This is a genomic window from Pedobacter planticolens (assembly GCF_014172375.1).
GTDB classification, from domain to species: Bacteria; Bacteroidota; Bacteroidia; order Sphingobacteriales; family Sphingobacteriaceae; genus Pedobacter; species Pedobacter planticolens.
Genome location: NZ_WNXD01000002.1, coordinates 510,729 through 525,235, shown reverse-complemented (window position 1 = coordinate 525,235; position 14,507 = coordinate 510,729). Strand labels below are relative to the sequence as shown.

Genomic DNA, 14,507 nt, shown 5'->3' with positions numbered 1-14,507 from the left:
ATGGCTGACTTAATGAAAGTAACGATAGACGGGATCACGGTAGAAGTAGCGCTAGGTACAACTATTCTCAATGCAGCAAGGCAAATTGGGGGTGATATTGTTCCGCCTGCAATGTGCTATTACTCTAAATTAGAAGGAAGTGGTGGTAAATGCCGTACGTGTATTGTTAAAGTAAGTAAAGGTTCTGAAAAAGACCCACGTCCAATGCCTAAATTGGTTGCATCTTGTCGTACCACAGTTATGGATGGCATGGAAGTGCAAAATATTACTTCACCAGAGGTTTTGGAAGCGAGAAGTGGTGTGGTAGAGATGTTATTGATTAATCACCCATTAGATTGCCCAGTTTGCGACCAAGCTGGTGAGTGTGATTTGCAAAACTTAGGTTACGAAAACGGATTACAACGCACACGTTATGAATTTGAGCGTCGTACTTTTGAAAGAATAGATATTGGCGATAAAATTCAGTTACACATGAATCGTTGCATTTTATGCTATCGTTGTGTTTTTGTAGCTGATCAAATTACAAATAAGCGTGTTCATGGTATTTTAAATCGTGGAGATCACTCTGAAATTTCTACTTATATACAAGCTGCAGTTGATAATGATTTCTCTGGAAATGTAATTGATGTTTGTCCAGTAGGTGCTTTAACTGATAAAACTTTTAGGTTTAAAAATAGAGTTTGGTTTACTAAACCTGTTGATGCACATCGTGATTGTAACCACGAAAAATGCAACGGTAAAGTAACGCTTTGGTATAAAGGAGCAGATGTTTTACGTGTTACTGCTCGTAAAGATCAATTTGGTGAGGTAGAAGAATTTATTTGTAACGAATGTCGTTTTGAGAAAAAAGCAACAGCTGATTGGACAATTGAAAATCCAACTCAGATTTCAGATACTTCGGTAATTTCATCAAATCACTACGAAACTTTTAGACCTTTACCAGTAATTAAAGAAAATTTGGCTTTACAAGAAGCTAATAAAGTTGAACTAGAAAAAACCAGTAAATTCTAATGGATATCAATTTTGTAATCGAAAAATTTGCCCTGGTAACAATCTTGTTTTCCATTAGTTTGGTAATAGCGATGTATTCTACTTATGCAGAGCGAAAAGTGGCCGCTTTTTTACAAGACCGTTTAGGTCCGGATAGAGCTGGTCCTTTTGGTATTTTGCAACCTTTAGCAGACGGTTTAAAAATGTTCATGAAGGAAGAAATTATTCCTTCAAACGCTAGTAAATGGTTATTTATGGTTGGTCCAGGTTTGGCTATGCTTTGTGCTTGTATTGGTACGGCAGTTATTCCTTGGGGACAAGATTTAAACATTGGAGGAAGAGTAGTTCCTTTGCAGGTTACAGATATTAACGTTGGTGTATTATATCTTTTTGGCGTAGTTTCATTAGGTGTTTATGGTGTAATGATTGGTGGTTGGGCTTCTAACAATAAATATTCATTGTTAAGTGCAATTAGAGCAGCTTCTCAAAATATCAGTTATGAAGTGGCGATGGGTTTATCTATCATCGCTTTGCTTTTAATGACAAATACATTAAGCCTAAAAGAAATTGTTGCTCAGCAACACGGTTGGCATTGGAATGTAATTTATCAACCCTTAGGATTCATCATTTTCATGGTGTGTTCTTTTGCAGAAACTAACCGTGCTCCATTCGATTTACCTGAGTGTGAAACTGAATTAATCGGGGGTTACCATACAGAATATTCCTCAATGAAATTAGGTTTTTACCTATTTGCTGAATATATCAACATGTTTGTTTCATCTGCCGTGATGGCAACATTATATTTTGGTGGTTACAATTACCCTTGGATGGATACCGTTGCAGCTCATGTTAGCCCAAATACGGCGGCATTAATTGGAACAGTTATTTTATTTGCTAAAATATTTGCATTTATCTTCTTCTTCATGTGGGTACGTTGGACAATTCCTCGTTTCCGTTATGATCAGCTGATGAATTTAGGTTGGAAAACATTAATTCCACTAGCAATTGCTAATATCATTGTCACAGGGATTGTTATCGCTGTTGTAAATAAGTTTTAAGAGAGAGATATGGAATCATTAAGTAACAAGAAAAAAGTACTAGAGCAAAAGCCTCTTAACCTTGCAGAACGCATGTATTTGCCTGCTATTGTTAAAGGTTTAGGTACTACAATGAGCCACTTTTTTAAGAAAAGTTCAACGATTAGATATCCAGAGCAGGAAAGAGAATTTTCTATCAACTGGAGAGGAATGCATTCTTTAAAAAGAGATGAAGAAGGTAGAGAACGTTGTACTGCTTGTGGATTATGTGCTTTATCTTGTCCTGCAGAAGCAATTACAATGATTGCCGCAGAACGCAAACCAGAAGAAAAAGATTTATACCGTGAAGAAAAATATGCTGCAGTTTATGAAATCAACATGTTACGTTGCATTTTCTGTGGATTGTGTGAAGAGGCTTGCCCTAAAGAGGCGATTTATTTAGATGGACCTATTGTTCCTTCTGATTATTTACGTAAAGATTTTATTTACGGTAAAGATAAATTGGTTGAAGCTCCTTTGGAGAAATAATATAATACAGTCGTCATTGCGAGGAACGAAGCAATCCTAAAGCAATGGACTTTAACAAATGAGATTGCTTCGTGCCTCGCAATGACGAGACGGTTAATAACTAAACAAAAAGAAAATTAATGGGTACATCAGTATTCTATTTCGTAGCAACATTAAGCATCATTTTTTCACTGATGGTTATCTTTTCGAAGAATCCAATCCACAGTGTTTTATACTTGATTCTTACCTTTTTTACTTTTACAGTTCACTATGTGCTCTTAAATGCACAATTTTTAGCGGTTGTAAATTTCATTGTTTACATGGGTGCAATTATGGTTTTATTCCTATTCGTGTTAATGCTTTTGAACTTGAATAAGGAAAATGAACCTAATAAATCAGCATTAGTTAAAATTTTAGGCGTAATAGCTGGTGGATGTTTATTAGTAACCTTAGTTGGTTCATTCAAAGCAGTTTCAATTAATAGCCCATTGGTATTACAAAACCCAAATTTGGGATTAGTTAAAAACCTAGGTAAAGAATTATTCGGCCCGTTCATGTTGCCATTTGAATTGTCATCAATTTTATTGCTTACGGCAATGGTTGGCGCAGTATTGTTAACTAAAAAAGAAGAAAAAGCAAATGGATAATTTAACTTCAAGCATGCAAACAGTTCCACTTAATCATTACATCTGGTTATGTGCTATTATCTTCACTATCGGGGTAATGGGAGTGTTAACACGTAGAAATGCTATTGTTATTTTTATGTCGGTAGAGTTAATGTTAAATTCAGTTAACTTATTGCTAACTGCTTTTTCGGTTCATCACAATGATCCAGCTGGACAAGTTTTTGTATTTTTTATTATGGCTTTGGCAGCTGCCGAAGTAGCCGTAGGACTAGCAATTATTGTAATGGTTTACAGAAATACGCAGTCGATAGATATTAATGTATTAAATCGCCTTAAGTGGTAATTAGATAGAAGATGATAAATAGTTTACTTTGGTTAATCCCTTTACTCCCGCTTTTAGGCTTTGTAATTAATGGCCTTGGCAGAAATACCTTTAGCAAAAGCCTAATTGGTTTTATCGGTAGCGGTGTAATATTTGCTTCTTTTGCATTAAGTGTTGCTTTATTTTTTGACCTACATTCAAGTGTTCAAAAACAATTTCCGGTAGAACTTTTCGATTGGATTAGCGCTGGGAATTTACATATTCCACTTTCGTTTTTATATGATCCATTAAGCGCAATTATGTTATTAATTATAACAGGAATTGGCTTTTTAATTCATTTGTATTCGGTTGGTTACATGCATGATGATGTTGGATTTGGTAAATTCTTCAGCTATTTAAACCTATTTATCTTCTTTATGTTGATATTGGTTTTAGGCTCAAACTACATCGTCATGTTTATCGGTTGGGAAGGTGTAGGTTTATGTTCTTACCTGTTAATCGGTTTCTGGTATACCAATAGCAATTACGCAAGTGCAGCAAAAAAAGCATTTGTTATGAATAGAATTGGAGATTTAGGTTTCCTTTTAGGTGTTTTCTTAATCTTTAATACTTTCGGTAGCGTAGAGTTTGCTAAAGTATTTCCTCAGGCTGCCTCAATGATGCCAGGAGCTGGAACAATTACTTTAATTACGATATTATTATTTATTGGAGCCTGTGGTAAATCCGCACAGTTACCTTTATTTACTTGGCTACCAGATGCAATGGCTGGCCCGACTCCAGTTTCTGCCTTAATACATGCTGCAACAATGGTAACGGCAGGTATTTATATGATTGCTCGTTCGAGTGTGTTATTCGATTTAGCGCCAACTACGCAAATGATTATTGCCATTATTGGAACAGCGACTGCTTTAATTGCTGCGATAATTGCCTTAACACAAACAGATATTAAAAAAGTATTGGCTTATTCAACTGTATCTCAATTAGGATATATGTTTTTAGGTTTGGGCGTTGGTGCATATACAGGTTCATTCTTCCACGTTTTAACTCACGCTTTCTTTAAAGCATTGTTATTCTTAGGAGCAGGTTCTGTAATTCATGCAATGCATCATGAACAAGATATGCGCCACATGGGTGGATTAAAATCTAAGTTGAAAATTACGTTTGCTACTATGATGATTGGTGCAATTGCAATTGCAGGTTTACCTCCGTTCTCTGGTTTTTTCTCTAAGGATGAAATTTTAGCTCACGCATTCGAATACAATAAAGTGCTTTGGGCAATTGGGTTATTCACCGCATTTCTGACTGCTTTTTATATGTTCAGGATGATGTTTTTAACCTTCTCTGGGAAATATCGCGGAACACATCACGCAGAAGAGAAAATTCACGAATCGCCAAAAATTATGACTTATCCATTAATTGTGTTGGCTATTTTGGCTGCAATTGGTGGAGTAATAAATATTCCTCATGTTTTTGGTGGCAATGAATGGTTAGCACATTGGTTAACTGGTGCGGGCATTGCTCAACATGAATTGGAATTAAGTCATGCCACAGAATTTGGGTTAATGGGAGCTTCTGTTTTAGCCGCTTTGATTGCCTTGTTTTATGCATACACTAAATATGTTAAAAATGCTCATGTTCCAGTTCCTGATGAAAGTAAACGTTCAATTTTAGCTAAAATATCATACAACAAATTCTATTTAGATGAGATTTATGATGCCATCATCACAAAACCTTTAGATGCATTTTCTAGATTTTTCTATCGCATTATCGATAAAAAAGTAATTGATGGTTTGGTAAATGGCTTTGGCTGGTCGGCAACTGAAGGAAGTAAAGGCTTACGCCTTTTACAATCTGGTAATGTTGGCTTTTATATATTTATGATGGTATTCGGTATCATCGCTTTGTTATTGTATACTTATTTATCTATCGCTTAATTCGGTTCAACACATATAAATGGAACTATTAATACTCATATTTTTACCACTTGTTGGCGCAATCATCACCTCACTACTTAAAGGCGGTTCGGCCAAAATAAGTGCTTTAGGTTTTGCACTGGTATCGCTTTGCGTAACTATTGGTTTATTAACAAAATTTACTCCGGATGCGACTACTCAATTTGCAGTAAACTATCCTTGGATACAGCAACTAGGAATTAATTTTCATGTAGGTATTGATGGAATTAGCATGATTACGGTTATTTTGACAAATGTTTTAATGCCACTAATCATCCTTTCTAGCTTTAAACACGAATACAAAAACGCCAATGCTTTTTATGCTCTTATTCTATTTATGCAAAGTGGATTGTTGTTGGTATTTACTGCATTAGATGGATTTTTATTTTACATCGGTTGGGAAGCAGCTTTAATTCCAATTTATTTTATTTGCGCCATGTGGGGCGGAAAAGATCGTATCAAAGTGAACATGAAGTTTTTTGTTTACACGATTGCTGGTTCGCTTTTCATGTTATTAGGTATCATTTATTTATATCTTCAAAATCCTGCAAAGAACTTTGATATCAATGCATTTTACGCTTTAAACTTAGATTCATATCAACAAGGTTGGATATTTTGGGCGTTCTTTATTGCTTTCGCGATTAAAATGCCAGTGTTCCCTTTCCATACATGGCAACCAGATATGTATACTGAAGCTCCTACTCCAGGAACGATGTTATTATCAGGTATTATGTTGAAGATGGGTATTTATGGTGTAATTAGATGGTTATTGCCAATTGTACCGCAAGGTGTTAACGATTGGGTTTGCGTGGCAATGATCCTTTCAGTTATTGGAATTGTTTACGCATCGCTAATTGCATTTACACAAAAAGATGCGAAGCGTTTAGTCGCTTATTCTTCTATTGCTCACGTTGGATTGATTGCGGCAGGTATTTTTACATTAAGCACTCAAGGTATGCAAGGTGTAATGGTACAAATGTTAAGTCATGGTATTAACGTTATCGGTTTATTTTTCGTGTTGGATATTATTTCATCTCGCCTTAAAACAAATAAAATTGAAGAATTAGGTGGATTAGCGAAAGTTGCTCCGAAACTAGCCATCACTTTCTTAATTATTGTTTTAGGAACAGTTGCCTTACCAGGAACTAACGGGTTTATTGGTGAGTTTTTATTGCTATTTAGCGTGTACAGTTATAATGCATGGTTAGGTTTAATCGCTGGGTTGACTATCATTTTTGGTGCAGTTTATATGCTGAGAATGTATCAAAAAGTAATGCTAGGCGAAACCAATGCATTAACCATCAGTTTTACTGATATTAAAGGAACAGAAAAAGTGGTATTATATACAATTTGTGTATTGATAATTGTAATTGGAGTTTATCCTAAGCCAATTTTGCATTTATCTGAAGCTTCGGTACAACATTTATTAGAACAAGTAAATCAAAAATTAACAGGGGTAAACTAAACATGAACATTATTATAACCATCGCCGCTACGGCTTTAATAGTACTTTATGCAGGTTTGTTTAAGGCAAAAAAAGCCTTGCTGCCCTTAACTTTAATTGGTTTATTAGTTGCATTAGGTTTCGTGGCTTGCTCATGGAATAATCCAACTACGTATTATGGTATGATGCGAATGGATAATTTCGCCTTAGCATTTTCAGCTATAGCAATTATAGGTACTTTCTTTATATTTCTATTAACCCAAAATTATTTCGCCGAAGGAAGTGATAACATTGCAGAGTATTTTACTTTGATTTTGTTTGCCCTATCGGGAATGATTATCATGGTTTCGTATCAGAATATGTCGATGCTGTTTATTGGCTTAGAAATCATGTCGGTGAGTTTATATATCCTAGCAGGAATACGAAAACTGAATTTTGCATCAAATGAAGCATCATTAAAATACTTTTTAATGGGTGCTTTTTCTACTGGATTTTTATTATTTGGTATTACCTTAATTTACGGTGCGACAGGTTCGTTTGATATCACAGTTATTCAGAATTATTTAGTTAATAATGTAAAATCAGTTTCGCCATTATTTTATCCTGGTGTTATTTTAATGATGATCGGTTTATGTTTTAAAGTTGGTGCAGCACCGTTCCATTTCTGGGTTCCAGATGTATACGAAGGCTCTCCATCCTTAATTACAACATTTATGTCGACGGTTGTTAAAACGGCTGGTTTTGCTGCGTTTTTAAGGTTATTTGCTGGAGCTTTCGAACCGTTACATGATTTTTGGATGCCAGCATTAATGGTAATTACGATCATCACTTTGTGTATAGGAAATATCACTGCGCTTTACCAAAAGAACTTCAAACGCATGCTGACGTATTCGAGTGTATCACATGCAGGTTACATGTTGTTTTCTTTAATCGTGCTAACTGCAAATTCTGCAAGTAATGTTTTAGTTTATGCTGCTGCTTATACATTTGCAACTATCATAGCCTTTGCAATTTTAATTTTAGTTAAACAAAAAACAGGTAATGATAACTTCGACAGCTTTAATGGATTAGGTAAAAGAAATCCGTTCACAGCTTTTGCATTAACCATTGCAATGCTTTCGTTAGCAGGTATTCCATTAACTGCTGGCTTTATTGGTAAGTATGTTATGTTTTTAAATGTGATGGAGAATTATCAAACCGTTTTAGTAGTTATTGCTATTGTAAACGCATTGATAGGCTTTTATTATTATTTTAAAGTAATCATAGCAATGTGGTTTAAAGAAGGTTCAGATGTCGTTTTAGATACTCCATTGCAGTACAAAATAGTATTGGTTTTATCGGTAATAGTTACCTTATTTTTAGGGGTTTATCCATCTCTTATTTTAAATTTGATATAGCCTAATGATATAGATTATTATTTGTAGTTTTACGAATAATTCAACTATGCAAGAATTCTGGAATTCACTACAGCATTTTATTGATCCCGAAAAATTACTTAAAGAGGGTGGTTTCTATGTTGTTTTGTTTGTAATTTTTGCTGAAACCGGTTTATTCTTCGGTTTCTTTTTACCAGGTGATTACCTTTTGTTTTTAGCAGGCATGTTTGTCGCCACTGGTAGGTTGGATGTAAATATTTCTGTCCTCATAGTGGGCTTATGTATTGCCGCTATTTCAGGAAATTTTACTGGATATTGGTTCGGAAGAAAAACAGGTCCCTTATTGTACAAAAGAAAAGATAGCATCTTTTTTAAGAAAAGATATCTTTTAGCAGCAGAGCGATATTACAGAAAACAGGGCGCCTTTGCCTTAATAATGGGCAGATTTGTACCAATTGTACGAACTTTTGCTCCTATTTTTGCAGGAGTAGTAAAATTAGACATTAAAAAGTTTGCATTTTATAACATTGTAGGTGCAATATTATGGATAGCATCCTTAACTTTGTTAGGATATTTTTTAGGCAGAAGATTTGCCCAACAAATTGAAGAATATTTGGTTTATATAATAATAGGTTTCATTGTAATTACCACCATACCATTGGTTATCACATTTGTGAAAAAACAGGTAAATAAAGGTGACGATGAAGATGAAACAGAGATTGAAGAAGAAAAATGAGTAAAGACGGACACCATCCTTGGCATAATGTTTCTCCTGGAGAGAACTTACCAGTAACTGTAAATGCAATTATCGAAATCCCGAAAGGTTCAAAAGCAAAGTATGAAATAGATAAAGAATCTAACCTAATTAAATTGGATAGGGTTCTTTTTTCATCTGTAATGTACCCAGCAAATTATGGTTTTATCCCACAAACGTATTGTGATGATAATGATCCATTGGATATTTTAGTATTATGTTCAGTTGACGTTTATCCGATGACCATTATTGAAGCTAAAGTAATCGGCGTAATGCACATGGTGGATAATGGCGAACAGGATGATAAAATTATCGCGGTAGCAAAAAACGATATGTCGGTAAATTACATTAACGATTTACACGAATTGCCACCGCATACGATGAAAGAAATTGTAAAATTCTTTCAGGATTACAAAGCGTTAGAAGAGAAAAAAGTAACTATTGAACACTTACTTGGTGTACGTTATGCGCACAAAGTGATACAAGAAAGCATTGAGCTTTACGACAAGAAATTTAGAAATAATTCTTAATGGGATTTCAAATATTTTTGACCTTCTTTTTAGTAGCCCTCAACGGATTTTTCGTTGCAGCAGAGTTTGCAATTGTAAAAGTTAGGGCTTCGCAAATAGAAATCAAAGCTAAATCGGGTAGTAGGGTTGCGAATATTGCAAAGTATATTACTCAGCATTTAGATGGCTATTTGGCTGCAACACAATTGGGTATTACTTTAGCCTCACTTGGCTTAGGTTGGGTTGGTGAGGGCGTTATGCATCATATTATTGACGGCGTAATGAGAAAAATGAACTATAGCGAAGCTATCATTACATCTTTTTCAGGTACAGCATCACCGATTATTGCTTTTTCTTTTATTACCGTTATGCATATTGTGTTTGGTGAATTAGCGCCAAAATCAATAGCGATACAAAAGCCAGTAGCCACAACATTATTTGTGTCGATTCCATTGCAAGGCTTTTATTGGGTATTTAGACCTTTTATTTGGTTGTTAAATGGTCTTGCATCCTTAATTCTTAAATTATTTGGCATTTCTAGTATTGGCGGACATGAAGCTGTTCACAGTACTGAAGAATTATATTATTTATTAGATCAAGGAAAAGAAAGCGGTGCATTAGATACAAATGAGCACGAATTAATTAAAAATGTATTCGATTTTAATGAACGTGTTGTAAAAAATATCATGGTGCCTCGAACAAAAATATCAGGTATCGAATTAAGCACGCCTAAAGACGAAGTTGTACAAATTATTATTGGAGAAGGCTATTCGCGTATGCCAGTTTACGATGATATTATTGATAAAATTATCGGTATTGTACACGCCAAAGATGTGTTGCCACTTTTAGCGGGTAATAAAGAATGGGCATTGGCCGATATTATTAGAAAGCCATATTTCGTTCCAGAAACAAAAAAAATTAACGATTTACTAAGCGAGTTACAACAAAAACGCATTCAAATTGCCATTGTAATTGATGAGTTTGGAGGTACCGCTGGTATGGTTACTTTAGAGGATATCGTTGAGGAAATTGTTGGAGAAATTCAGGATGAATATGATGAGGAAAAACCAACAGTAGAGAAAATTTCTGATACTGAATTTGTCATTAATGCTTACGCTACCGTTTATGATGTGAATGAGCATTTACCACATGATTTACCAGAAGATGAAGATTTTGATACAGTAGGCGGATTGGTTTCTCATGCGTTTGGTAAAATTCCAGAAGTTGGCGATAGTGAAGAATGTTACGGTTACTTATTTACTATTTTAAAGAAAACAGAACAAAATATTGAAACCATAAAACTTGAACTTGTAATTAGTAAAAGCGACATGGTAGATACGCATTAAAACTTTTAGCTAATGCATGTTTTTTACACACCCGATATTACTTCAAATCAATACACATTAAACGAAGAAGAAAGTAGGCATTGCAGTAAAGTACTTCGTTTAACTATTGGCGACATCATTCAATTGATTGATGGAAAAGGCGGTTTGTATGAAGCCGAAATAAGTGCAATTAGCAAAAAAAATGTTCAGCTAAAAATAACCAATAAACAAAGCGAATTTGGTAAGCGTAATCATTATTTGCACATCGCCATTGCGCCAACAAAAAACATAGATCGATTAGAGTGGTTTTTAGAAAAGGCTACAGAAATTGGAATAGATGAAATAACACCGATCATTTGTGATCGCTCTGAGCGTAAAATTGTAAAAGAGGAACGATTAGAAAAAGTAATTACTTCGGCAGTTAAACAATCATTGACGGCTTATCATCCTAAATTAAATCCAACTATTTCTTTTGCAGAGCTGATGAAGCAAAACTCCAATGGAGAAAAATTTATTGCACATTGTATAGAAGGAGAGAAACCATTTATTAATCAACTTACCAAATCACATCAATCGTATTTAATTTTAATTGGTCCAGAAGGAGATTTTAGCCCAACAGAGGTTGAAATCGCTTTGCAAAACGGCTATAAAGCAGTAACTTTAGGTAATACCCGACTAAGAACGGAAACCGCCGCCTTAGCTGCTTGTTTTGAGGTTAATTATATCAATAGATAATTTGATTTACGATTTGAGATTTACGATTTACAATTTTAAAACTAGTAAGCTACAGCAGCTCGCTTTAATCTTTGGGCTTTTAGCTTTTAGCTTTCTCACTAGTTTTACTATTCCTACGTACAAAATGGGCAAGTTAAAATATAATGGTGGCGGAGATTGGTATGGAAATAGAACAGCTTTACCCAATCTCATCGATTTTTGTAATAAGAATTTAGCTACTAATTTTTCTCCGGATGAAGGGATTGTAGAAGTGGGAAGTGCTGAGTTGTATAATTACCCTTTTGTGTACATGACTGGGCATGGAAATGTGATTTTTAGCGCACAAGAAGCTGCTAATTTGAGAAAGTATTTAATTGGCGGTGGATTTTTGCATATCGATGATAATTATGGACTAGACAAATTTATCAGACCTGAAATGAAAAAAGTATTTCCAGAACTTAGTTTTGTGGAATTACCAGCAAATCACAAAATATACAATCAGAAATTTAAATTCCCGGCAGGTTTACCAAAAATACATGAGCATGATGGTAAAAGAGCCCAAGGTTTTGCGCTAATTTGGCAAGGCCGAGTGGTTTGCTATTATACGTACGAGTGCGATTTAGGCAACGGTTGGGAAGACTTTGGAACATATCCGACAGACACGCAAGAAAGCCGTAATAAAGCACTTAAAATGGGTGCTAATTTAGTTCAGTATGCTTTAACACAATAAGAATGTATCAAATAAAAGTAAACGATAAATATAACTTTGATATAACAGCTGATCATAAACAGCTAAAAGTTAATAACGAAGTTGTAGAGTTAGATAGGCTTGCTTTAAATGCAAATAGTACCCATGTCCTGTTTAAAAATAAATCTTATAACATAGAAGTTATAGAGCTGAATAAGGAAGAAAAAACAGCTATTATCAAAGTAAATAATAACACCTATACATTAACCATAAAAGATCAATTTGATCAATTATTAAAACTGTTGGGTATGGATAATTTAGCAATAAATAAAATACAGCAAATTAAGGCACCAATGCCTGGGTTGGTATTAAGTGTTCTTGCAGAAGAAGGAGCTGAGGTAAAAAAAGGAGATAATCTTTTAGTGCTAGAAGCGATGAAAATGGAAAATATGATTAAATCGCCAACGGATGGTGTGATTAAGAAAATAGAAATTAAGCAAGGCGATAAAGTAGAGAAGAACGAAATACTAATCAGTTTTAATTAAAAAGAAAAGGGCAAACATTATTGCTTACCCTTTTCTTTTTACATCTTTATTTGCCCTTAACTTTAAATTGAGGTTTGCCGACGGATCTAATCTCTGATGAACCTAACATGGTCATCGCACAGCGGAAGCCAATATCAGCGGTTGATTCATCTTCTTGTAAATATCGTCTAGCTGCAGGATTTAACCATTGCGCTTGATCATCCCAAGAACCACCTTTGTACACTCTAGATTTATTATTTACTAAGGTAGTTACACCATATAAAGAACTTTCTTCGTCGCGGTAGCCACGTTGATCAGGATTATAAGCTGTAGTGCCTGTATTTCCGGCAGCTTTACCAGCTTGTAACTCTGCCCAAGTTTGTTTAACACCCGAATTAGCATTTACCATTTCCGGTTTGCCATATTTATCCTGTTTAAGTTTACCAGTAATTGGATCTCTATCTTTATTTTGATATTGGTTACCTCTAAATGCATTTAATGCATCTGCTTGTTCAAAAGTTGAGGCACGATAAATATCACGAGTCCATTCGTTTACATTACCAGCCATATTATATAACCCAAAATCATTTGGTTCATAACTTCTCACGTCCTGTGTAAAGGCAGCTTTATCATTTAGCGATCCGCCAACACCCATGTAATCGCCTTTGGCTCTTTTAAAGTTGGCTAGAATTAATCCTCTAGTACTTTTCTTAGCAGAAGTAATTCCTAAACCATTCCATGGATAGATTTTTTTCTCGTTAATGTTTTCGTACTGCGTATTTCCAATTAAACCTAATGCGGCATATTCCCATTCTAATTCTGATGGTAATCTAAATGGCTGTAAAATTACTCCATCTTCTAATCTCACATTTCGTGTTGCGATAGGTGCACCTCTTCCTGTAGTGGTTGCTCCTGCTGTTGCAGTAGGATTAAGATCAGGTTTTGCTTTTGGGCCTTTGTCGTCATATTGGCCATTCAAATAAACTTCCGTATTAAATGGAGTTGTTGGTCTTGCAGCTGCTGGTGTAGCTGCAGCATTTCTGCCCGTAGCCGTACCGTTTACAGTAGCAAAAGAGGTCATAAATCCTTTATCTCTCAATAATTTTTCATTCACCATGTCAGTTCTCCAAGCACAATATCTTTCTGCTTGTAATGCACTAACACCTACAACAGGATAATTTTGATAAGCCGGATGCCTTAAGTAATTATTTACATAAGGCTCATTGTAAGATAATGGTCTGCGCCAAACTAATGTATCGGGTAATTCTTCGTAATAATATTGTGCATCAGTTGGATAACTGCGTTTAATCCAGTTTAAATATTCTAACCAGTTGGTGTTAGAAACTTCAGTTTCATCCATATAGAAAGAACTTACACTCAGCTCTCTTTTATAATTGTAGTTACTTAAATCTTGTCCAGGAATATCAACAGCACTGCCTCCCATTATAAATACACCGCCTTCTATCTCGACTAAACCAGTTCCAGCCGGACCTCGTTTATATTTGCTAGCAACCTCAAAACCACCATTCTCCTTTTTGTTGTAGGCATAGCCAGTTTTACTCGAAACACCTGTCTTTGCGTTCTTATTACAAGAAGTAAAAACTGTAATACTGACTAAGAATATAAATAAATGTAAATATGTTTTTTTCATAATTGTGCTTTTGTAACACTTGACTGATAAAATTACATAAAAAATGAGCTATCTACCAAAAAAATATTATTTAATTTGAACGTAAATT

The 14,507-nt window shown here is 34.8% G+C and carries 15 protein-coding genes; 14 read left to right on the top strand and 1 reads right to left on the bottom strand.

Translation table 11 applies throughout. From position 1 onward, the window contains the following. The 14 genes from GM921_RS10915 (at nucleotide 1) to GM921_RS10850 (ending at nucleotide 12,789) form a co-directional block, all read left to right on the top strand. On the top strand, nucleotides 1-1,011 hold the full coding sequence (locus GM921_RS10915) for a 2Fe-2S iron-sulfur cluster-binding protein (RefSeq protein ID WP_182922674.1): 1,011 nt from the start codon (nucleotides 1-3) through the stop codon (nucleotides 1,009-1,011). Then, the gene (gene nuoH, locus GM921_RS10910; RefSeq protein WP_182922673.1) at nucleotides 1,011-2,048 is read left to right on the top strand and encodes an NADH-quinone oxidoreductase subunit NuoH; all 1,038 of its coding nucleotides are present in this window, start codon (nucleotides 1,011-1,013) and stop codon (nucleotides 2,046-2,048) included. The genes GM921_RS10915 and nuoH overlap by 1 nt, the downstream gene beginning before the upstream one ends. Nucleotides 2,049-2,057: 9 nt before the next feature. Next, entirely contained in the window at nucleotides 2,058-2,555 is a 498-nt protein-coding gene (locus tag GM921_RS10905) for a NuoI/complex I 23 kDa subunit family protein (protein WP_182922672.1), read from the top strand. 119 nt (nucleotides 2,556-2,674) lie between these two features. After that, a complete protein-coding gene (locus GM921_RS10900) occupies nucleotides 2,675-3,181 on the top strand; it encodes an NADH-quinone oxidoreductase subunit J family protein (RefSeq protein ID WP_131551941.1) in 507 nt (168 codons plus the stop codon). Next, nucleotides 3,174-3,503 carry an NADH-quinone oxidoreductase subunit NuoK gene (nuoK, locus tag GM921_RS10895; protein ID WP_182922671.1) on the top strand — a complete coding sequence of 110 codons (330 nt, stop codon included), beginning with the start codon at nucleotides 3,174-3,176 and terminating at the stop codon, nucleotides 3,501-3,503. Before GM921_RS10900 ends, nuoK begins: the two co-directional genes overlap by 8 nt. An 11-nt stretch (nucleotides 3,504-3,514) precedes the next feature. Next, nucleotides 3,515-5,416 carry an NADH-quinone oxidoreductase subunit L gene (nuoL, locus tag GM921_RS10890; protein ID WP_182922670.1) on the top strand — a complete coding sequence of 634 codons (1,902 nt, stop codon included), beginning with the start codon at nucleotides 3,515-3,517 and terminating at the stop codon, nucleotides 5,414-5,416. A gap of 19 nt (nucleotides 5,417-5,435) precedes the next feature. Continuing rightward, on the top strand, nucleotides 5,436-6,899 hold the full coding sequence (locus GM921_RS10885; protein WP_182922669.1) for a complex I subunit 4 family protein: 1,464 nt from the start codon (nucleotides 5,436-5,438) through the stop codon (nucleotides 6,897-6,899). A gap of 2 nt (nucleotides 6,900-6,901) precedes the next feature. Next, nucleotides 6,902-8,275: an NADH-quinone oxidoreductase subunit N gene (locus GM921_RS10880; RefSeq protein WP_182922668.1), complete on the top strand. Its 1,374-nt coding sequence runs from the start codon at nucleotides 6,902-6,904 to the stop codon at nucleotides 8,273-8,275. Between the two features lie 46 nt (nucleotides 8,276-8,321). Further along, complete coding sequence (locus tag GM921_RS10875) at nucleotides 8,322-8,990, top strand: DedA family protein (protein WP_182922667.1); 669 nt, start codon at nucleotides 8,322-8,324, stop codon at nucleotides 8,988-8,990. Further along, nucleotides 8,987-9,538 (top strand): inorganic diphosphatase, encoded by a 552-nt coding sequence (locus GM921_RS10870; RefSeq protein ID WP_182922666.1) that lies wholly within the window; start codon nucleotides 8,987-8,989, stop codon nucleotides 9,536-9,538. The genes GM921_RS10875 and GM921_RS10870 overlap by 4 nt, the downstream gene beginning before the upstream one ends. Continuing rightward, a complete protein-coding gene (locus GM921_RS10865) occupies nucleotides 9,538-10,863 on the top strand; it encodes a hemolysin family protein (protein WP_182922665.1) in 1,326 nt (441 codons plus the stop codon). The genes GM921_RS10870 and GM921_RS10865 overlap by 1 nt, the downstream gene beginning before the upstream one ends. A 12-nt stretch (nucleotides 10,864-10,875) precedes the next feature. Beyond that, complete coding sequence (locus GM921_RS10860) at nucleotides 10,876-11,577, top strand: 16S rRNA (uracil(1498)-N(3))-methyltransferase (RefSeq protein WP_182922664.1); 702 nt, start codon at nucleotides 10,876-10,878, stop codon at nucleotides 11,575-11,577. 124 nt (nucleotides 11,578-11,701) lie between these two features. Next, entirely contained in the window at nucleotides 11,702-12,286 is a 585-nt protein-coding gene (locus tag GM921_RS10855) for a DUF4159 domain-containing protein (protein ID WP_182922663.1), read from the top strand. Between the two features lie 2 nt (nucleotides 12,287-12,288). Further along, nucleotides 12,289-12,789 (top strand): acetyl-CoA carboxylase biotin carboxyl carrier protein subunit, encoded by a 501-nt coding sequence (locus GM921_RS10850; RefSeq protein ID WP_182922662.1) that lies wholly within the window; start codon nucleotides 12,289-12,291, stop codon nucleotides 12,787-12,789. A 46-nt stretch (nucleotides 12,790-12,835) separates the two neighbouring features. Here GM921_RS10850 and GM921_RS10845 read toward each other — a convergent pair whose 3' ends face one another. After that, nucleotides 12,836-14,419 carry an SUMF1/EgtB/PvdO family nonheme iron enzyme gene (locus GM921_RS10845; protein ID WP_182922661.1) on the bottom strand — a complete coding sequence of 528 codons (1,584 nt, stop codon included), beginning with the start codon at nucleotides 14,417-14,419 and terminating at the stop codon, nucleotides 12,836-12,838. Between the last annotated feature and the right edge of the window lie 88 nt (nucleotides 14,420-14,507).